Source organism: Methylobacterium sp. 285MFTsu5.1 (assembly GCF_000383455.1).
Lineage (GTDB): Bacteria > Pseudomonadota > Alphaproteobacteria > Rhizobiales > Beijerinckiaceae > Methylobacterium.
Genome location: NZ_KB911277.1, coordinates 82,231 through 101,766, shown reverse-complemented (window position 1 = coordinate 101,766; position 19,536 = coordinate 82,231). Strand labels below are relative to the sequence as shown.

The window sequence follows — 19,536 nt, the reverse complement described above, 5'->3', positions numbered from 1 at the left end:
CCGCTCGATCTGGGACCGCATCTCCAACGGGTCCGAGACCGCCCTGGCGGGCTACCTGATCAAGGAGCACCCTCAGACCGCGGCGCTCGTGCTGTCCAAGGTCAAGCCGGCCTGCGCCGCCAAGGTGATGGCGCAATTGCCGGCGCCGCTGCGCAACGGCGTCATGCGGCGGATGCTGACGTTCAAGCCGATCGTCGACGCGACCATGAAGATGATCGAGCAGACCATCCACGAGGACTTCATGATCAACCTGGCGCGCAATGCCGCGGCGGATACCCACTCGCGCATGGCCGACATCGTCAACAAGATGGAGCGCCAGAGCATGGAGGAGGTCCTGGACAACCTCACGCAGACGCGCCCGAAATCGGCCGAGATCCTGAAGAGCCTGCTCTTCACCTTCGACGACATCATCCACATGACGCCGCGGGCGCGGACGACGCTCTTCGATCAGGTCCCGCACGAGAAGGTCATCCTCGCCCTGAAGGGCACGAACGGGCCGTTGCGGAACGTCGTGCTCAGCGCGCTGACCGCCCGCGCCCGGCGCCTCGTCGAGCACGAGCTGGAGGGAGGCGAGCCCGCCGCCCAGCGGGACGTGCTCGACGCGCGCCGCGCGATCACCGACCAGGCGCTCGAGATGGCGTCGCGCGGCGAGATCGAACTCACCCCGGCCGACTCGGATGAGACCTACTTCCGCTAGCACCGTCCCCGGTCGGGGACGGCTCCGGGGCGCCGCTCCGGCGGACGCGTCCCGCCGGGCCGACCGGCGCGGTGCCGTCGGCGGCCCGAGTTCGGGGCGCCGCGATGTCTGAGGACAGGGAGAGCAAGACCGAGGCGGCGAGCGAGAAGAAGATCAGCGACGCGATCGCGGAAGGAAACACGCCGTTCTCGCGGGAAGCGCCCGTCTTCGCCTCCATCCTGGGACTGCTGATCTTCCTGGTCTTCGTGGCGCGGGATCAGGGGCTGCCGCTGGTGCAGAGGCTCGCGCTGATCCTGGAGCAGCCGCGCAACTTCAGCGTGGAGACGAGCCACGACGCGATGCGCCTCGTCCACGCCCTCGCCCTGGAGACGGGCCGCTTCCTGCTGCCGGTCCTGGTCATCCTGCTCGTGGCCGGCATCGCCGCCTCGATCTTCCAGAACGCGCCGCGCGTGGTGTTCGATCGGATCCAGCCGAAATGGTCCCGCATCTCCCCCGTCGCAGGCTGGAATCGGCTCTTCAGTGTGCAGGGGTTCGTCGAGTTCGGGAAAAATCTGTTCAAGTTCTTCGCGATCGGCGGCATGTCCTACATGGTCCTGCACGCGGATCGCCACGAGATCGTCAATGTCATGTTCGTGGATCCAGTCGGGTTGCCCGAATTCCTGCTGACCCTGTCGGTGCGCCTCGTCTCGGCCGTGAGCGTCGCGACGATCGCGCTGGTCGCCGGCGACCTGGTCTGGACCCGCGTGCGCTGGCAGCGCGACCTGCGGATGTCGCGGCAGGAGGTGAAGGACGAGTTCAAGCAGCTCGAGGGCGACCCGCTCGTGAAGGCGAAGATGCGCTCGCTGGCGCAGGACCGGCTGCGCAAGCAGATGATGGCGGCGGTGCCCCGCGCCACCATGATCCTGGCGAACCCGACGCACTACGCGATCGCGCTGCGCTACGACCAGAGCGAGAACGACGCCCCGACGGTTCTGGCCAAGGGCGCGGACCTGATCGCCCTCCGCATCCGCGAGATCGCCGAGAAGCACCGGATCGAGGTCGTCGTCGACAAGGCGCTCACCCGGGCGATGTACGACCATGTCGAGGTCAACCAGGCGATCCCGGCGGAATTCTACCGGGCGGTGGCGAACCTGCTGGTCTACGTGATGACGCGCAAGCGCCGCTGACCGGCGCGGCGTGGCCGAGGCGTGGCAGCGGCTTGGCAGCGGCGTTGACCGGTCGGCCCGTCCCGACCGGCAGAGGCCGCGGACCCTGGCAGATCCGCGGCGCGGCGTTTCGGGCCGCGCAGGCCGTCGGCGGGCCCGGGGCGGGCCCGGGGCGGTCTTGGGGCGGTCTCGGGGCGGTCTCGGGGTGCTGCGCGTCCGGGATCCGGGAGCGGCCTCAGGCCGCCCGTACGCGGGCCTCCAGCCGCTTCGCCTCCCGGCGGAACCGGTGCAGCACGAACTCGGTGTAGCCGTTCGGCTGGCCGGCGCCCTCGAAGACCAGGGCCTCGGCGGCGCGGAAGGCCGGCCCGTCGAAGCCCGGGGCCATCGGCCGGTAGGCCGGGTCGCCGGCGTTCTGGCGATCGACGACCTCTGCCATGCGCCGCAGGGCCGCGGCGACCTCGTCGCGATCCACGATCCCGTGGCGCAGCCAGTTGGCGATGTGCTGGCTGGAGATCCGCAGGGTGGCGCGGTCCTCCATCAGCCCGACCTCGTGGATGTCCGGCACCTTGGAGCAGCCGACGCCCTGGTCGACCCAGCGGACCACGTAGCCCAGGATCCCCTGGCAATTGTTGTCGAGCTCCTCCCGCACCGCCTCCGGCGCGAACGCGCCCTCGGCGAGGGGCAGGGTCAGCATGGCGGCGCGGGTCGCGGGCGCCCGGCCGGCGAGCGCCGCCTGGCGGGCGCGGACATCCACCTGATGGTAGTGGAGCGCGTGGAGCGTCGCGGCGGTCGGCGACGGCACCCAGGCGGTGTTGGCGCCCGCCTCCGGGTGGGCGCCTTTGGCGTCGAGCATCGCCGCCATTCGGTCGGGGGCGGCCCACATGCCCTTGCCGATCTGCGCGTGGCCGGGCAGGCCGCAGGCGAGGCCGGCATCGACGTTGCCGTCCTCGTAGGCCTGGATCCAGGCGGTCGCCTTCATGGCGTCCTTGCGGACCACCGGACCCGCTTCCAGCGAGGTGTGGATCTCGTCGCCGGTCCGGTCGAGGAAGCCGGTGTTGATGAAGAACAGCCGGTCCGACGCCGCGGCGATCGCCGCCTTGAGGTTGAGCGTCGTGCGCCGCTCCTCGTCCATGACGCCGATCTTGAGCGTCCGCGGCGCGAGGCCGACCAGCGCCTCGACCTGCCCGAACAGCGCCACCGCGAAGGCGACCTCGTCGGGACCGTGCAGCTTGGGCTTGACCATGTAGACCGAGCCGGTCCGGCTGTTGCGGAGCGGACCGGTGCCCTTCAGGTCGTGCAGGGCGATCAGCGCGGTGACGGCCGCGTCGAGGATCGTCTCCGGGATCTCGGCGCCGTCGAGGGTCACGGCGTCGGTGTACATGTGGTGGCCGACATGCCGGACCAGCATCAGCGACCGTCCCGGCAGGGTCAGGCGCCCGCCGTCGGGGGCCGTGAAGGTCCGGTCCTCGGCGAGCCGCCGCTCGACCGTGCGGCCGCCCTTGGACAGGGTGGCGGTCAGATCACCGCGCATCAGGCCGAGCCAGCTCCGGTAGACCGCGACCTTGTCGGCCGAGTCCACGGCCGCCACCGAATCCTCCATATCCATGATGGTCGAGAGGGCGGCCTCCAGCACCACGTCGGCGATGCCGGCCGGGTCGGTGCGGCCGATCGGGCTCGCGCGGTCGATGACGACCTCGATGTGCAGGCCGTTGTGGCGCAGCAGGAGCGCGGTCGGCGCCGCGGCGTCGCCGGTGTAGCCCGCGAAGGCGGACGATCCGGTCAGGCCGGCGCTGCGACCGGCGCCGAGATCGGCGGCGAGGCGGCCGTCCGTCACCGAGAAGCCCACGGCATCCGCCCAGGAGCCGACGCTCAGCGGCGCGGTCGCGTCGAGGAACGCCTTGGTCCTGGCCACCACCGCGGCGCCGCGGGCCGGGTTGAACCCGGCGCCGGGCGCGAGCTCGCCGTCCTGCGGGATCGCGTCGGTGCCGTAGAGGGCGTCGTAGAGGCTGCCCCAGCGGGCATTGGCGGCGTTCAGCGCGTAGCGGGCGTTGGAGATCGGCACCACGAGCTGCGGCCCGGCGATGGCGGCGATCTCCGCGTCCACGTTCTCGGTGGTCACCCGCACGGTCTCGGGCTCCGGCTGCAGGTAGCCGATCCGCGTCAGGTAGTCCGCGTAAGCCGCCGGATCGTGCGGCGCTCCGCGATGGTCGCGGTGCCAGGAGTCGATGTCGGCCTGGAGGCCGTCGCGCCGGTCGAGCAGCGCCCGGTTGTGCGGTGCGAGATCGCGGACGATCGCGGCGAAGCCCGACCAGAACTGGTCGGCCGAGAGACCGGTCCCGGGCAGCGCTTCCTCGGAGACGAAGGTGCGGAGATCCTCGGCGACGACGAGCTTCGACATGGCGATCCTCGGGGATGCGTGGCGACGCGCGTCAGAAAAAATCGAACGCGCCGTGAAAAATTTTTGATGTCTCCTCGATAGATCGCTTGGCATCCGCGAGAAAGGCGGCAAAAGGGATTTGATTTTTTCCGCAGCGTTGACAATGCACGACCAGAGCGACTTGGAGATCTTCGCCCGGGTGGTCCGCACCGGCAGCCTCACCCAGGCCGGCTCGGAGCTCGGCCTGTCGGTCGCGGTGGTGTCGAAGCGGCTGAAAAGGCTGGAAGAACGGCTCGCCGTGCGCCTGCTGCATCGCACCACGCGGCGGGTGGCGCCCACGGATGTCGGGGCGGCCTTCTTCGAGCGGATCGCGCCGATCGTCGACGCCATCGCGGAGGCCGAGAGCCTCGTGTCGCAGACGGCGACGCGGGCGCGGGGGACGCTCCGGGTCACGGCGCCGAGCTCCTTCGGGCGCCTGCACATCGTCCCGCACCTGCGGGCCTTCTTCGCCCTCCATCCCGGCATCGTGCTCAACTTGGAGCTGAGCGACGATTTCGAGTCGATCGTCGAGCGCGGCTACGACCTCGCGATCCGGGTCGGCGCGCTGGAGAGTTCCGGGCTGACGGCGGTGCGCCTCGCGCCGGTGCAGCGGGTCCTCTGCGCGCGGCCGAGCTACCTCGACGCGGCCGGGCGGCCGCAGAGCCTCGACGACCTGCGCGGCCATGTCTGCCTCGCCACCGAGAACCAGAATCCCTGGCGGCTGGTCGGGCCGGAGGGCCCCTGCACGGTCGGCGCCTCGGGGCCGCTGCGCACCCATTCCAACGAGGTGGTGCGCGAGGCCGTGATCGGCGGCCTCGGGATCGCGCTGCGCTCCACCTGGGACGTGCACGCGGAGCTGCGCGACGGCCTGCTGGAGGTGGTGCTGCCGGCCTACGCGGCGGCGGCCTCGGCCGGCATCTTCGCGGTCTACCCGAGCCGGGCCTTCGTGCCGGCCAAGACCCGGGCCTTCATCGCGTTCCTCAAGCAGACCTACCGGTCGAGCGGGGCCTGGGCAGACGGGTGAGGCCCGTGCTGCGGCGTCTCGCTCCTGCTGAGCGGGAGACGCCCGCTCGACGTCTCACGCCGTCGCCGATCGCGGCACCGCCGTCGTTGCGGGTGGAGCGAAGCAGTCCGGTCGGCGTGACGAGGTCGGACGTCGCGCTGCCCTGGGTCGCTTCGCCGCGCTCGCGATGACGGAGAGCGGCGCATCGACCGAACGGCTCAGCCGGCGGCCGTGCCGCCCTCAGCCGTTCGCGAAGAAATCCGGATCCGTCCGCGCCAGCATCCGCTTGAACGCCGCCCACTCGTTGTCGGGCGCCCCCTGGACCACGACGCGGTCGTAGCCGGCGGCGTACTGCCCGGCGGTCTTGGTGGCGACGGCGGAGGAGGGCCGGATCACCGGCGCGCCCGCCGCCTGGATCGCCAGCTGCGCCCGGCACGAGCGCTCCATGTTGTGCATCAGCCGGAACGCCTCGCCGACCGTGCGGCCGCAGGTCAGCAGGCCGTGATTGCGCAGCACCATCACGGGCTTGTCGCCGAGATCGGCCACCAGCCGCTCCCGCTCGTCGAGGTCGAGGGCGATGCCCTCGTAGGCGTGGTAGGCGACGCGCCCCGTGAACTGCATCGACCACTGGTTCAGGGGCAGGAGCCCCTCCTCCTGGCAGGAGACCGCCACGCCCGCGACCGTGTGGGTGTGCAGCACGCAGATCGCGTCGTGGCGCGCGGCGTGGATGGCGCTGTGGATCGTGAACCCGGCCGGGTTGATGCCGAGCCCCATCGGATCCTCGAGCACCTTCCCGTCGATGTCGACGGTGACGAGGTTCTCCGGCGACACCTCCTCGAAGCGCATCCCGTAGGGGTTGATCAGGAACCGGTGCCCGGCGCCCGGCAGCCGCGCCGAGATGTGGGTGTAGATGCTGTCGTCGAGGCCCAGCCGATGGATCAGCCGGTAGGCGGCCGCGAGGTCGACGCGCATCGCGCGGATCGCGGCGCGATCGGCGGGGTCCGTATCCCGGTCCGCGACGGTCGACGGTGTGGCTGCGCTCATGCGACGGCTCCCTGCCGGTCGGCCCTGTCGGCCCTCCGGGATCGCCGCCCGGCGCAGGCGGTCCCGCGATCCCCGGGCGCCCGAGGCGGGGGCTCGGGGCGAGGTCCGGGAATCGCCGGCAGGGTGCACCAGGGCGGGCGGCCCGGCAATCCGGTGGGATGCGGCGGGACCTCCGGGGGAGCGACGGCCGCGTCCCACCGGATTGCCGGGCCGCGCGGGCGGTCGCCCGAGCCGTCTTCCAGTCCCTTACTTGGACGGGCGGTCGCCGGGCGGAAAGAGCGCGAGCGCCTCCTCCGCCAGGACGCCGCCCGTGATCGCGATCGGGCGGAACGGCGACCGGTCCGCGACCTCCGTGCAGGTGATCATGATCTGGTCGATCTTCGTGGCGAGCTGCTGCAGCGAGGCGGCGAAGACGACGCGCGAGATCCCGCACCAGACGATCGCGCCCATGCACATCGCGCAGGGTTCGCCGGACGTGTAGAGGGTCGTCCCCCGCAGCGCCTCCGGCCCGTGCTCCGCGAGGAAGCGGCGGATCGCCACCATCTCGCCGTGCGCCGTGGGATCGCGCTGCTGCTTCCCGAGATTCAGGCCCCGGGCGCGGATCTCGCCCTCCGCGACGATGACGGCGCCGAACGGGAAGTCGGCGCGGCGCGCCTCGGCGATGGCCGCCCGCATGAAGGTCTCGTCCGCGGCCGTGGCCGGCGCGGCGGTGGTCGCCGACGCGGGGCGCGCGCCCGTCGACAGCGCCACGCCGAGCGCCGCGGCCCCGAGGAACGCGCGCCGGCCCGCATCGGGCGCGACGGGCGGTGCGTGGCCGTGCTGCCCGGTGCCGCGGAGCTTGCTCGTCATGATCGGTTCCGCTGAGCTGTCTCGAGGGGCCGTCCCGGCGGCCGCGACCGCGGCCCGGGGCCGTCCTGGAAGCGCTGCCTGGAAGCGCTGCCTAGAAGCGCTGCTCCGTGCGGCCGGGGTTGGGGCCGCGGCCGTGATAGGACGCCATGCACAGGTGCCAGATCTGCGAACCGAGGTCGTAGAGGCTGAGGTTGTTCGGGTTGGGGTAGCTGAAGATCTGGGCCCGCGCCTGCTCGCGGCAGGCGGCGTCCTGCGGGCTCTGGATGGGTGGCTCCGGCACGGATTGCGCCGCCGCCCCCGTGGTCAGGGCAATCGCGGTCGCGAAGGCAATCAGCGGGAGGCGCATCGTCACAGGTCTCCGAATACGGCGCCGCGGCGGCCGCTGTCCGGCCGGCCGCGGATCTGGGAAGCGGTATGTGGGGCCGGCGGCGCTCCGGGCGAGACCGTCAGGAGCGCCGCCGGCGCGTTCGTCAGCGGCGACGCCAGTGGTAGCTGCGATGCCAATGATAGTTGCGGTGCCAGCGATAGTTGCGATGCCAGCGGTAATTGCGGTGCCAGCGATAGTTGTAGGTCCGGTAGAAGCGCCGGCCTCCGTAGTAGCGGGCTCCGTAGAAGGCCGGGCCCGGGCCGTAGAACCGGCGGGCGTTCGGGACGCACCGGCCCCACGGGTTGAGGTGGAATCCGGGCCCGCACCAGTAGCCGACCCGGGTCAGCCCGCTCGCGTCGCCGGCCAGCGGCGCCGGTGAGAGCGGGGCCGCCGACGCCGGGCCCGCCAGGCCCAGGCCGCTCAACACAAGGGCCACGAGCCCCATCATCCGCATGAAATGCACGGCGTGATCCTCCCGCGACCGGCACGCTGTCCGCGTCCGGATCGTGCATCATGCTGCTTGCGAGCCAAGATTAATGTCAATGGCCCGCACTCAGTCAATACCTGTATCAACTACGCATCATCATTTATGAGCCGCGCGATTTCCGTTCTGTATTCAGTGTTCGTCAATGCATCCGTTCCAATCTGACGCACCCGGCGCGCCGGTGACGGATCGGGAGGAGGACCATGAACAGCACGGATCGTCGGGCCGGCGGACGGTCTCGACCCATCGTGACGGCCGGCCTCGCCGCCCTCGTCCTCGCGCTCGCCGCCGGTCCCGGCGGCGCGCAGGACGGCTTCGGTGAGGGGGCCGGGCGCCCGGCCGACCTCGCGGCCGGCGCGGAGGTGGACGCGCTGCGGCCGGTCGTCGAGCGCTTGGCCGGCGCCTGGGTCGCGCGCGGGGCGATCCCGGGCCTGATCGTGGGCGTGAGCCACCGGGGGCGGCGCAGCTACTTCGGGTTCAACGGGGCCGGCGGCGCGCCCTACCGGTCCGACACGATCGTGGAGATCGGCTCGATCACCAAGGTGTTCACGACCGCACTGTTCGCCGAGGCCGTCGATGCGGGCCGCCTGCGTCCCGACACGCCGCTGCAGGAGCTGTTGCCGAACCTGCGGCTCCGGCCCTGCACGGCCCAGATCACGCCGCTGCAGCTCGCCGACTTCACCTCGGGGATGCCGACGCTGCCGGGCGACCTGCCGCGTGCCCTGGCGGAGCGCAGCGTCCGGACCTACCCGCCGGAAGCGTTCCTGGCCTGGGTGTCGCGCTGGAGCCCGGAGGGATCCGAGGCGGGCGGCTGCGCCCTGCCCGCCCCCTACCGGTACTCGAATGCCGGCATCGGCCTGCTCGGCTACGTTCTCTCCGAACGTCTCGGCGCGCCGTGGGAGAGCCTCGTGCACGAGCGGATCACCGGGCCGCTCGGGATGACCAGCACGGCGGTCACCGTGAAGCCGGCCGACCGCGCGCGTCTCGCGCAGGGCTACGGGATGGAGGGCCAGCCGGTCATGCCCTGGCCGGTCTTCGCGTGGTACGCCGCGGGAGCGCTCCGCTCGACCGCCACCGACATGCTCGCCTTCGGCGAGGCGGCGCTCGGGCACGAGGCGGTGAACGGCGCGCCCGTGCCGCCAGCGCTCACCCGGGCGCTGCGCGAGGCGATGACGCCGCTCTACCAGCCGGAGGGACAGACCTTCCGGCAGGGCATGGCCTGGATCGAGGAGATCGGCGACCCGGACGCGGGCCAGCGGCCGGTCTTCCTGAAGGTCGGGGGGACCGACGGCTTCAACAGCGTGGTCGTCGTCAATCCGGGCAAGGATCTCGTCGTCTTCGTGGCCGGCGGCCAGCCGAAGATCGGCGCGGAGCGCCTCGGCGTGGCGCTGTCCCGCCAGATCCGCTGAGCGGGCCCGGGCCGCGCGGGGCGCTCACCCCGCCAGCGCGGCCTCGATCCCGGCCCCGATCGCCAGGAGCCGGCGGTCCTGTCCGTGCCGGGCCAGCAGCATCAGGCCCGCCGGCCGGGGCAGGCCCGGCATCGGCAGGGACAGGCCGGTGAGATCGAAGAAGTTGCCGAAGGCGGTGTTGCGCAGCATCAGGCGATTGGCCGCCAGGAAGGCCGCGTCGTCCGCCGCCAGCGGGGCGGTGAGCGGCGCCGTCGCGGCGGTCGCCGGGAGCGCCAGCACGTCGAGCGGGGCGAGGTGCCGGTCGAAGGCGGCGATCAGCGCGGCCCGCCGGCGCATCGTCCGGATGTAGCCCGCGGCCGTCGCATTCCGGCCGGCCACGATGCGGCGATGCACCCGCGGGTCGTAGCGGCCGGCCGCGCTGTCCAGCCAGTCGGCGTGGATCGCCGCGGCCTCGATCGCCGCGAGGGAGCCGTCCGGGAGCGCCGCGTCCATGGCGGCGAGGTGGTCGTCGATCGGGTGATCGGCGATCCGGGCGCCGGCCCGGGACAGGCGGGACAGCACCCGCTCGAAGGCCTCGGCGACCGGCGCCTCCGTCTCGGTGAACAGCAGGCCCCGCGGCACGCCGATGCGCAGGCCGGCGACGGCGAGCGCCTCCAGCGGCGCGGGCTCCTCGCCCGCCATCACGGCGTCGGCGGCCGCGCAATCCGCGACCGTCCGGGCGAGCGGCCCCAGGGAATCGAGGGCGTAGGACAGCGGGAACGCCCCCTCCAGCGGCACGCGGCTCGCGGTCGGCTTGAAGCCGACGACGCCGTTCAGCGAGGCCGGGATCCGGACGGAGCCGCCCGTGTCGGACCCGATCGCGATGTCGCTCGTCCCCTGCCCCACCGAGACCCCGGCGCCGGAGGACGAGCCCCCCGGGATGCGCGCCGGATCGGCGGCGTTGCCGGGGGTGCCGTAATGCGGGTTGAGGCCGAGCCCCGAGAAGGCGAACTCGGACATGTTGGTCTTGCCCAGGATCACCGCGCCGGCGCGGCGCAGGCGGGCGACCACCGGGGCGTCGGACCGCGCCGGCGCCGCGTCGGCCAAGAGGACCGAGCCGGCGCGCGTCGTCTCGCCCGCCACGTCGAACAGGTCCTTGATCGAGACCATCGCGCCGTCGAGGGGGCCGAGGGAGATCCCGTCCCGGCGGCGCGCATCGGCGGCGTCCGCCGCCGCGCGGGCCTGCTCCGGGTAGAGGCGGGTGAAGACCGCCGGGTCCCCCGCGGCGATCCGGGCCAGCCGGGCCTCGAGGGTCTCGCGTACGCTCATGGTCCTCACCGCATGATCTGATCCGGCCCTGCAAGCGGAGGGCCGGTCGGGCCGGTCCGCGTCAGAACGTGCCGGGATAGGCGCCGCCATCCATCAGCAGGTTCTGCCCGGTGATGAAGCCCGCCTGCTGGCTGCACAGGAACGCGCAGGCGGCGCCGAACTCGTCGGGGTGGCCGAAGCGGCCGGCGGGGTTGTCGCGGGCCCGCGCCTCCAGGAACGCCTCAACGGAGGTGCCGGCCTTGGCGGCCCCCGCGGCGGCGTTGCCGCGGATCCGGTCGGTGTCGAAGGGGCCGGGCAGCAGGTTGTTGATCGTCACGCCGTGCCGCACGGTCTTGCGCGCCAGGCCGGCCACGAAGCCCGTCAGCCCCGAGCGGGCGCCGTTCGACAGGCCGAGATGCTCGATCGGCGCCTTCACGGCGCCGGAGGTGATGTTGACGATCCGGCCGAACCCGCGGTCGATCATCCCGTCGACCGTCGCCTTGATGAGCGCGATCGGCGCCAGCATGTTGGCGTCGAGCGCCCGGATCCAGGCGTCGCGGTCCCACTCGCGGAAATCGCCGGGGGGCGGGCCGCCGGCATTGTTGACCAGGATGTCGGGCTCGGGGCAGGCGGCGAGCGCGGCGGCCCGGCCGGCCTCGGTGGCGATGTCGCCCGCGACGGCGGTGACGGTGACGCCCGTCGCGGCGCGGATCTCGTCCGCGGTCCGCTCCAGCGTCTCCGCGGTGCGGGCCGTGATCGTCACCGCGACGCCCTCCCGGGCGAGCGCCAGGGCGCAGCCCTTGCCCAGTCCCTTGCTCGCCGCGCAGACGAGCGCCCGGCGTCCGCTCAAGCCGAGATCCATGGGAAGCCTCCGTGAGCCGGCCCTCGCCGCGAGGGCGTCCGGCGCGTCATAGCGCGCCGGGTGCCGTCCCCGGAAGCGGCCCGGGACGGGGCGCGGGGCCTCTCGGGGTCTCTCCGCCTCCGGAGGGCCGGTTCGGCGGGCGCCTCACGGCCGGAACCGGGATCCGGCGCTCACCACGTGCGCAGGTCGCGGGCGCCGGGCACGTCCGGACGCTCCTCCCGCTCCGGAGCGACGAAGCCCGCCCACAGCAGGGCCACCGCCCCGGTGAGGAGCGGAAGGGACGTGCTGAGGACGAGGCTGAGGGTCACGGCGATCCTGCCAGGCGGACGGTGTCGAGGCGACGAGATCAGAATTCCATATCCTGAGAATTGTTTTCGACGACTTAAGGCGAGTGCTCGTAATTGCGGGAACCTGAGGGAAATCTGCGCGGCCGGCCCGCGTCGCGGCGGCCATCGCGCGTGATGGCGGCGTCGGACGCTCGGCCGAGGCCGACGCATCGCGGGTCCGCGCGATCCCGGCCGGTGCGCGCCGGCTCAGGGCTGATCCGCCGCTCCGGACAGGGCGCCGAACTCGTTGACCATGCACTCGTGCATCCGGCGCAGCCACGCCCGCGCCTCGGCCCGCTGGGCCTCCGCCCGTTCGGCCCGCTCGTCCGACGCGCGGGCCTGCGCCTCGGCCCGCTCGGCCCGGGCGAGCGCCGCCTGCAGGAGCGCCTCGGCGTGGCGGGCCCGCTCCTCGGCCGCGCGGAGCGCCGTCTCGGCCGCCCGCACGGAACTCTGAGCCTCCCGGACGGAGTCGCGGGCGCTCGCCTGCAGGGCGCGGACCCGCGCCGCGGCGCCGCGCACGGCGGTCAGGGAGGTCGACCAGTCATCCTCGGCCGCCGGGGAGGCGGGCGCGGGGGATGCGGCCGCGGCGCCGGAGAACAGCGCCACGACCCGGTCGATCGGGTCGGCGTGGCCGTCGCGCGGCAGGGCCGGGTCGGACAGGGGATGGGGCACCGTCGGCTCGGCCCACGCGCGGGCGGCACTCATGCCGCGGCCTGCTCGGTGAGGTCCGAGAACTCGGACAGGATCGCCTGCTGGACACGGTCCAGCCAGTCCTCGGCCTGCCGGGCCCGATCCTCGGCGGCGCGGGCGCGGGCCTCGGCCGCCTTGGCGCGCTCCTCGGCGGCGACGACCTGCGCCTCGGCGCGCAGCTGGGCCTCGCGCGCCTGCATCTCGGCCATCCGGGCGCGCTCGTTGGAGGCGTGGACCTCCTCGCGGACCTGATCCAGCACCTGCTCGATCCGCGCCTCCCGCTCGCGCGCCTGGGCCTCGATCACGCGCGCTTGGCGGGCGGCGGTCTGCACCCGGTGGATCAGCGCGTCCCAGTCCCGCGGCGCGGCCGGCGGTGTCGGGGACTCGGCCCGCGCGTGCAGCGACGCGACGGCGCGCAGGACGTTGCCGAGGTCGGGTTCGGACGCGGCGCCGCGCTTGGCCTTGTCTGCGGGCCGGAACCGAGGATCGCTCAGAAGCCTCTGCAGCTCGCTCACGGATCCCCTGCTCCCTGTGTACGCGATTCTGATCCGACTAAGCTGTTTAGAATGGTTAACGAAGGATTAAACGACGGGCGATCGGGTATTGGACAATTGATGACGGCGGCCGATCCGCGCGCGTCGGCCACGGCCGGGCGGGCCTCGCGCCGGGCCCCGGATCGCCGGATCGAAGCCGGCGGCAGGATTGCCGGCGCGCTCGCCGGATGTGCTGTTTGATACGGAATTCGCGCCCGGAATGACCGCGTATTCAGCTCATCGGTACGGGCTGAAATGGTTGTTCTGTAGGAGATCGCGATGGCCGGGAACCGCATGGAAGAGGCCTGGAGGCCGGCCTTCAAGACCGGACAGATCTTCTTCGGGCACCCGCAGGAATGCTGTGACTGCCTGATCTGGGAGCTCAGGACATCCGGGGCGCGGATCGAGGTCCAGCCGGAGGCGGTGCCACCGCAGGCCGTCCGGCTCGTCTCGATCGCCCTGCTGCTGAACCAAGCCTGCGAGGTCGTCGCGCGCGAGGGCCGGACGATCGAGCTGAGGTTCTCCCCCCGTCCGGAGCCCGCGGGCGGTGCGCCCGACGCGACGCGGCCCGTGCTCGGCCGCACGCTGTTCCCGCCGCACCGGCCATAAGTCTCCCGCATCACCGCGAAGCACCCGAGGAGGTGCGTCATGACCGCTCCGCAAGTCATCGCAACGATCTTCTTCCTAGTCTCGGTCGGTTCGGCGACGACGCTGGCCCTCATGGCGGCGGCCTCGGCCGTGCTGGACGCGGTCGCGAAGACCTGCGACCGCGCGCGGCCGGACGCGGGACGGGACCGCTCGCGCCGTGTCACGGAGGCCGCCTGTCGGCTGCGCCGCGCGGCCCTCGCCCGCGCCGCGATCCCGTAGGATCCCGGTCCCGCCGACGGGTCGGGCATCGGTTCTGCTCGAGCCTCGCCGTCTCGCCACGCGAGAGGAGGCACGAGCGACGCCGTGAGGGAGGAGCGGGCAGGCGCGATTCCGGAGGCCGCGACGGGTTCGGAGAACCCCTCTCGGTGGGCGATCCTGCCGTGACGTCAGTCTGGGGCGTTCAATCTGGAGACGGGCCGGGAGTCACGGCGTCGAATGGTGGAGACGACAGGGATCGAACCTGTGACCTTTCCCATGTCAAGGGAATGCACTACCGCTGTGCTACGTCTCCGTATCGACCGCGATCAGGTTCGACGAACCTGCAAGCCATCGAAATAGTCCAGACTGCTCAGTAACTTATGAGAGTGCCGACTACCGTGTCAAGGTAGTGCTCTCCCGCCGAGCTGCGCGTCCGGGCCGGCGCCGTTCGGGCTCCGGTGGGCGGGGCCTATAGCGGCTGCCCGGCGAGGGCGCAAGCGGAACCTGCGTGACCAGGCCGATCGATCGCGTCCCTCAATGGTCCGGCCGCGGCGCGCGCCGACCCGATCGCCCCGCGCCGCGCGCGGATAGCGCATTTTGCGTCAATGGCTTAGAGACGGGGAGAACGAGCCGGCGGGGGCAACCCGCCGGGATCCGTCTCCGGGCCGAACGCGCCATGGTGCACGCCGACGGGAAAATGCGCTATGGCCCTGCCGCTCGGCATCCGGCCGCGCCGCGACACATGGCGGACACTCGGCGCCGGCATGCCGCCGCCTCACGCTTCAGGACATGCGCTACTTCATCGACCACGATCAGGGCGACTCGATCCGCGGCTGGATCGTGCCGGACAATCCCCTCGCCATCAGCCGGGTCGTGGTCGCGGTCGACGGCCGACGCGTGGCCGAGGTCCCGGCCAGCGTCATCGACGAGGCGTTCAAGCGCAACGGCTGGCACGCCACCGGGCAATGCACCTTCGTGGTCAGCGAGGCCGAGGTGCCGGGCCTGTCCGAGATCCCGCGGCTCGAACTCTACGATGCCGACACCAACGTGCTGGTCTACCGCCGCATGCCGGTCGAGGGTCAGATCCGGCTGCGGACCATGCTGATCAACACCGGCATCGAGCCCGAGACCGTCCTCCAGACGGCGCTCTTCCCGTATTTCCAGCACTGCTACTTCGGCATCCACAAGCTGCCGGACGAGATCCTGAGCTGCGTCCTGGCCGGCCCGGCCGCCCCGTCGGCCTTCCTGTCGGGCGCCGTGACCATCCCGCGCTACGAGAACTTCATGACGCCGGACCTGATGGTCACGGCCATCCTGCTCCAGGAACCGCAGATCGAGATGGCGGCCCGGATGCGCTGGCTGAAGGCCCGGGCCGCGGATGCGGCCGATCCGGCGCGCAGCTGGCGCCTGGGGCCGCTGGCCGAGGCCGCCGCCTTCGCGGACGGGTATGACTTCTCCGACGTGAAGAGCCTCAAGCGCTTCTTCCGGATGCTGCCCGAGCCCGCCTACCGGCTGCTCTACAACCCCCTGACCCGCCAGCTCGGGACCCGCATGCCGGACGACCGGCTGCATCCGGGCAACTCGATCGCGGCGATCGAGATTCTCGCCCGGGTCGGGATCGTCGGCCACAAGACCCGGTTCCCCGCCTTCGCGTCGACGCTGTTCGACCGCCTCGGGATCGGCGCGCCGATCCCGACGCTGCCGCCGGTGCCGGCCGAGACGCTGGCGCTGGCCGAGCGCCTGAAGAGCGTCAAGGCGGTCGAGGACATGATCGTGTTCGACGTGGCCATGTCGGATGCCGTGAAGGCCTCGGTCGACAAGAGCTGGAGTTGATGGTGCGTTCGACCGGGCCGGCGGTGCCCGAATTCCGCCTCCCGACGGCGCAGGTCACGGGGCTCTGGGGCAAGCGGCGCGCCCTCCCGGCGCGGGCGGGCTCCGACGGGCTGCGCGTCGCGCTGCCGGATCTCGCGGGCCGCTGGGTCGAGATCATCCTGTCCAACGACCCGGCCGAGGCCCGCGACACCCTCCCCGACATCAGCTTCGTCGGTCCCGACGGACGGGCGGGCACGCTGCTGCCGCAGGAGGCCCGGGGCGGCGGCGCCTTCGCGTGGATCGGCTGCCTGCCCGAGGACGTCGTCGAGCTGCGCGTCGCCGACCCGGCCGGGCGCGTCCCGGTCCGGCTGCGCCGGATCGCCGTGCGCCGCCTCGCCCGGCCGGTCCTGGCCGCCCGCGGGCTCCTGCGCGATCCCGGCCTGACCGTGCAGGCCTTCACTTGGCGGATCCTCGGCAAGAAGGTGCGCGCGCGGGGCTTCCTCGGCCGGGCGCTGCGCCACCGGCGCGTGAGCGGCTACGAGGCCTGGCTCGGGACCCACACCCTGCGCCGCGCGGAGCGGGACGGGATCGCCGCCGAGATCGCCGCCTGGACCGATCCGCCCCTGATCTCCGTGCTGATGCCGGTCCACGATCCGGACCCGAAGGTGCTGCGCGCGGCCCTGGCCTCGCTGCGGGCGCAGCTCTACCCCCACTGGGAACTGTGCGCCGTGGACGACGCCTCCACGCGCCCCGAGATCCCGCGGATCCTGAGCCGGGCGGCCGAGGCCGACCCGCGCATCCGCGTCCTCGCCCGGACGGAGAACGGCCACATCGCCCGGGCGACCAACGACGCGCTGGGCATGGCCCGGGGGGCGGTCTGCGCCTTCATGGACCACGACGACGCGCTCACCGAGGACGCCCTCTACGAGGTCGCCCGGGCGCTGCGCCGCGACCCGGGCCTCGTGCTGATCTACAGCGATGAGGACAAGATCGACGGGCGCGGCCGGCGATTCGACCCGCACTTCAAGTCCTGCTTCGACCGCGAGCTGCTCTACGCCCAGAACTACATCAACCACCTCACGGTCGTGCGCACCGAGGCGCTGCGCGCCGTCGGCGGCCTGCGCCCCGGCTTCGAGGGCAGTCAGGACCACGACCTGCTGCTGCGGCTGACCGACGGGCTCGACCCCGCCCGCATCCGCCACATCCCGCGGGTGCTCTATCACTGGCGCGCCGCGCAGGGCTCCGGGACCTTCTCGGACCGGGCGCTCGCCCGGGCGGAGGCCGCGCGCCTGCGCGCCCTGGAGGAGGTGGTGGCGCCCTGGGGCGGCCGCGCGGAGCGCGGTCCCGGCGGCTTCAACCGCCTGGTCCGGCCGCTGCCGGCGTCGCCGCCGCGGGTCTCCGCGATCATCCCGACCCGCGACCGGGCCGAGATCCTGTCGGTGACCCTCGACGGACTGCTCGGCGCGACCGACTACCCCGACATCGAGGTGATCATCGTCGACAACGACAGCCGCGAGCCGGAGACCGCCGCCCTGTTCGCCCGCTACCGGGACGATCCGCGGGTGCGCGTCGTGCCGGTGCCGGGGGCGTTCAATTTCTCGGATCTGTCGAATCGCGGCGCCGCCGCGGCCACCGGCGCGGTGCTCCTGTTCCTCAACAACGACATCGAGGTGCTCGAGCCCGGCTGGCTGGCCGAGCTGGTCCGCCACGCCGTGCGGCCGGAGATCGGGGCCGTCGGGGCCAAGCTCCTCTACCCGGACCACACGATCCAGCACGGCGGCATCGTCCTCGGGATCGGGGGCGTGGCCGGCCACAGCCATCTCGGCGTCGCGGACGCGGATCCGGGCTATTTCTGCCGCATGGTCATCGCCCACGAGGTCTCGGCGGTCACCGGCGCGTGCCTGGCCATGCGGGCGGACGTGTTCGCGGAGGTCGGCGGCTTCGACGCGCAGGCCCTGAAGGTCGCCTTCAACGACGTCGACCTCTGCCTGAAGATCCGCCGGTCCGGCTACCGGATCGTCTGGACCCCCTTCGCGAAATTGATTCATCACGAGTCGAAGAGCCGCGGGGCCGAGGACACGCCGGAGAAGCAGAAGCGCTTCGAGGGCGAGGTGCTGACCATGCTCGACCGCTGGGGCCCGGAGCTGCGTGCCGACCCCTATTACAACATCAACCTGTCACGGAATTCCGCCCATTACCGCGTGTGAGCGGTCCTCACCCGGTGGCGACACCGGTGGTCGCGGCCGCGCGGTGCTATGCATGCGTCAGTGGGTAAACTTGCGTCCGGAGCCGGTTGCGGTACCTCTGGACATGCCGCAAGAGGCAGTTCCGGCCAAGGCGTCCCCACGGGCGCGCGGCGAGGGCGACAATCAGAGATGAGTGCGAACACCCCTACGGTCGCGGGCCTGGAGCGCGACGCCCAGCAGGCGATGGGAGACCACAAGGTCCACCCCAACGAGATCGCTATCGGCGTGGTGATCGGACGCGCGTCCGAATACTTCGACTTCTTCGTGTTCGGCATCGCCTGCGTGCTGGTCTTCCCGAAGGTGTATTTCCCCTTCGTCGACCCGCTGAAGGGCACCCTCTACGCCTTCTCGATCTTCGCCCTCGCCTTCATCGCCCGGCCGCTCGGCACCGTGCTGTTCATGGCGATCGACCGGCGCCACGGCCGCAGCGTCAAGCTGACCACGGCCCTGTTCCTGCTCGGCGGGTCGACGGCGGCGGTGAGCTTCCTGCCGCGCTACGACAGCATCGGCATCTCGGCGGTATACATCCTGGCCGGCCTGCGGATCCTGCAGGGCCTCGCCCTCGGCGGCGCCTGGGACGGCCTCGCCTCGCTGCTCGCCATGAACGCCCCGCGGGAGCGCCGCGGCTGGTACGCGATGATCCCGCAGCTCGGCGCGCCTTTGGGCTTCATGGTGGCGAGCGCCCTGTTCGCGTTCTTCATCGTCAATCTCGACGAGGCCGATTTCATCGACTGGGGCTGGCGCTTCCCGTTCTACTGCGCCTTCACCATCAACGTGGTCGCGCTGTTCGCCCGGCTGCGCCTCGTCGCCACCGACGAGTTCGCCCGGATGATGGACCTCGACCGGCTGCGCCCGGTCCCGGCCCTGGAGCTGTTCCGCCACCACGCCGGCGACGTGGTCCGCGGCGCCTTCGTGCCGCTCGCCGCCTTCGCGCTGTTCCACCTCGTGACGATCTTCCCGATCGCGTGGCTCGCGCTGAACAGCACGACCCGCTCGCCGGGCGAGTTCCTGATCGTGCAGTTCTCCGGCGCGATCGTGTGCGCCGGCGCGGTGGCGGCCTCGGGGCTGATCGCCGACCAGATCGGCCGCCGCAACTGCCTGATCATGAGCAGCTCGCTGATCGGCTTCTTCGCCGTCGGCAGCATCATCGCGCCGCTCCTGTTCGGCGAGAGCGCCATCGGCCAGACCATCTACGTCACGATCGGCTTCATGCTGCTCGGCCTCGCCTACGGCCAGACCGCGGGAGCGGTGAGCGCCCGCCTCGGCAACCGCTACCGCTACACCGGCGCGGCGCTGACCTCCGACTTCGCGTGGCTGATCGGGGCCGGTTTCGCGCCCCTGGTGGCCCTGTTCCTGTCGCAGCGCTACGGCCTGGCGATGATCGGCGTCTACCTCCTCTCCGGCGCGGTCTGCAGCCTCGTGGCCCTGTTCACCGACCGGTCGGAACTGCGCCAGATGTGAGTCGGCGGCCGGCGGCGCAGGCCGCCCGGCCCGCCCGTGAGCTGACTGGAACGCCGCCT

At 72.3% G+C, this 19,536-nt stretch carries 18 protein-coding genes, 1 tRNA gene and 1 pseudogene; 9 read left to right on the top strand and 11 right to left on the bottom strand.

Going from position 1 to position 19,536, the window contains the following annotated elements; genetic code table 11:
- Position 1 precedes the first annotated feature (1 nt).
- Positions 2 to 697, top strand: a pseudogene (locus H288_RS32375) (FliG C-terminal domain-containing protein); the annotation flags it as partial.
- Between the two features lie 104 nt (positions 698 to 801).
- Complete coding sequence (gene flhB / locus H288_RS0114255; RefSeq protein WP_020093254.1) at positions 802 to 1,863, top strand: flagellar biosynthesis protein FlhB; 1,062 nt, start codon at positions 802 to 804, stop codon at positions 1,861 to 1,863.
- A gap of 214 nt (positions 1,864 to 2,077) precedes the next feature.
- Here the strand turns inward: flhB and H288_RS0114250 are convergent, their stop codons facing one another.
- Positions 2,078 to 4,240 (bottom strand): malate synthase G, encoded by a 2,163-nt coding sequence (locus H288_RS0114250; protein WP_020093253.1) that lies wholly within the window; start codon positions 4,238 to 4,240, stop codon positions 2,078 to 2,080.
- 142 nt (positions 4,241 to 4,382) lie between these two features.
- On the opposite strand from H288_RS0114250, the gene H288_RS0114245 reads away from it, so the two are divergent.
- Positions 4,383 to 5,282 (top strand): LysR family transcriptional regulator, encoded by a 900-nt coding sequence (locus H288_RS0114245; RefSeq protein WP_020093252.1) that lies wholly within the window; start codon positions 4,383 to 4,385, stop codon positions 5,280 to 5,282.
- A 219-nt stretch (positions 5,283 to 5,501) separates the two neighbouring features.
- On the opposite strand, the gene H288_RS0114240 is transcribed toward H288_RS0114245, so the two are convergent.
- From H288_RS0114240 to H288_RS32370, 4 genes are all read right to left on the bottom strand, one after another.
- Entirely contained in the window at positions 5,502 to 6,305 is an 804-nt protein-coding gene (locus H288_RS0114240) for a class II aldolase/adducin family protein (RefSeq protein ID WP_020093251.1), read from the bottom strand.
- A 246-nt stretch (positions 6,306 to 6,551) separates the two neighbouring features.
- Positions 6,552 to 7,154, bottom strand: coding sequence for a nucleoside deaminase (locus H288_RS0114235; RefSeq protein WP_020093250.1), 603 nt, complete (start codon positions 7,152 to 7,154; stop codon positions 6,552 to 6,554).
- A gap of 91 nt (positions 7,155 to 7,245) precedes the next feature.
- Positions 7,246 to 7,500: a hypothetical protein gene (locus tag H288_RS0114230; protein ID WP_020093249.1), complete on the bottom strand. Its 255-nt coding sequence runs from the start codon at positions 7,498 to 7,500 to the stop codon at positions 7,246 to 7,248.
- Between the two features lie 124 nt (positions 7,501 to 7,624).
- Positions 7,625 to 7,975: a hypothetical protein gene (locus tag H288_RS32370; RefSeq protein ID WP_234082999.1), complete on the bottom strand. Its 351-nt coding sequence runs from the start codon at positions 7,973 to 7,975 to the stop codon at positions 7,625 to 7,627.
- A gap of 233 nt (positions 7,976 to 8,208) precedes the next feature.
- Between H288_RS32370 and H288_RS0114220 the strand changes: the two genes are divergently transcribed.
- Positions 8,209 to 9,414: a serine hydrolase gene (locus H288_RS0114220; RefSeq protein ID WP_081636480.1), complete on the top strand. Its 1,206-nt coding sequence runs from the start codon at positions 8,209 to 8,211 to the stop codon at positions 9,412 to 9,414.
- Between the two features lie 24 nt (positions 9,415 to 9,438).
- Here the strand turns inward: H288_RS0114220 and H288_RS0114215 are convergent, their stop codons facing one another.
- The 5 genes from H288_RS0114215 to H288_RS0114195 all read right to left on the bottom strand — a co-directional run bounded on the left by H288_RS0114215 (position 9,439) and on the right by H288_RS0114195 (position 13,094).
- A complete protein-coding gene (locus H288_RS0114215; protein ID WP_020093246.1) occupies positions 9,439 to 10,722 on the bottom strand; it encodes an amidase in 1,284 nt (427 codons plus the stop codon).
- A gap of 61 nt (positions 10,723 to 10,783) precedes the next feature.
- Complete coding sequence (locus tag H288_RS0114210; protein ID WP_020093245.1) at positions 10,784 to 11,563, bottom strand: SDR family oxidoreductase; 780 nt, start codon at positions 11,561 to 11,563, stop codon at positions 10,784 to 10,786.
- Between the two features lie 170 nt (positions 11,564 to 11,733).
- The gene (locus H288_RS35640) at positions 11,734 to 11,871 is read right to left on the bottom strand and encodes a hypothetical protein (protein ID WP_020093244.1); all 138 of its coding nucleotides are present in this window, start codon (positions 11,869 to 11,871) and stop codon (positions 11,734 to 11,736) included.
- Between the two features lie 225 nt (positions 11,872 to 12,096).
- Positions 12,097 to 12,594 (bottom strand): hypothetical protein, encoded by a 498-nt coding sequence (locus H288_RS0114200; protein ID WP_020093243.1) that lies wholly within the window; start codon positions 12,592 to 12,594, stop codon positions 12,097 to 12,099.
- Entirely contained in the window at positions 12,591 to 13,094 is a 504-nt protein-coding gene (locus H288_RS0114195) for a hypothetical protein (protein WP_020093242.1), read from the bottom strand. The genes H288_RS0114200 and H288_RS0114195 overlap by 4 nt, the downstream gene beginning before the upstream one ends.
- 297 nt (positions 13,095 to 13,391) lie before the next feature.
- Here H288_RS0114195 and H288_RS0114190 point away from each other — a divergent pair, with 297 nt between their 5' ends.
- Positions 13,392 to 13,721 (top strand): hypothetical protein, encoded by a 330-nt coding sequence (locus H288_RS0114190; protein ID WP_020093241.1) that lies wholly within the window; start codon positions 13,392 to 13,394, stop codon positions 13,719 to 13,721.
- 39 nt (positions 13,722 to 13,760) lie between these two features.
- A complete protein-coding gene (locus H288_RS0114185) occupies positions 13,761 to 13,979 on the top strand; it encodes a hypothetical protein (RefSeq protein ID WP_020093240.1) in 219 nt (72 codons plus the stop codon).
- A 217-nt stretch (positions 13,980 to 14,196) separates the two neighbouring features.
- Here H288_RS0114185 and H288_RS0114180 read toward each other — a convergent pair.
- Positions 14,197 to 14,271: transfer RNA gene (locus H288_RS0114180), tRNA-Val, on the bottom strand.
- Positions 14,272 to 14,747: 476 nt separating this feature from the next.
- On the opposite strand from H288_RS0114180, the gene H288_RS0114175 reads away from it, so the two are divergent.
- From H288_RS0114175 to H288_RS0114165, 3 genes are all read left to right on the top strand, one after another.
- The gene (locus H288_RS0114175; protein WP_020093239.1) at positions 14,748 to 15,791 is read left to right on the top strand and encodes a hypothetical protein; all 1,044 of its coding nucleotides are present in this window, start codon (positions 14,748 to 14,750) and stop codon (positions 15,789 to 15,791) included.
- The gene (locus H288_RS0114170; RefSeq protein ID WP_020093238.1) at positions 15,791 to 17,977 is read left to right on the top strand and encodes a glycosyltransferase family 2 protein; all 2,187 of its coding nucleotides are present in this window, start codon (positions 15,791 to 15,793) and stop codon (positions 17,975 to 17,977) included. The genes H288_RS0114175 and H288_RS0114170 overlap by 1 nt, the downstream gene beginning before the upstream one ends.
- 168 nt (positions 17,978 to 18,145) lie before the next feature.
- Positions 18,146 to 19,477, top strand: coding sequence for an MFS transporter (locus tag H288_RS0114165; RefSeq protein WP_020093237.1), 1,332 nt, complete (start codon positions 18,146 to 18,148; stop codon positions 19,475 to 19,477).
- The last annotated feature ends 59 nt before the right edge of the window (positions 19,478 to 19,536 follow it).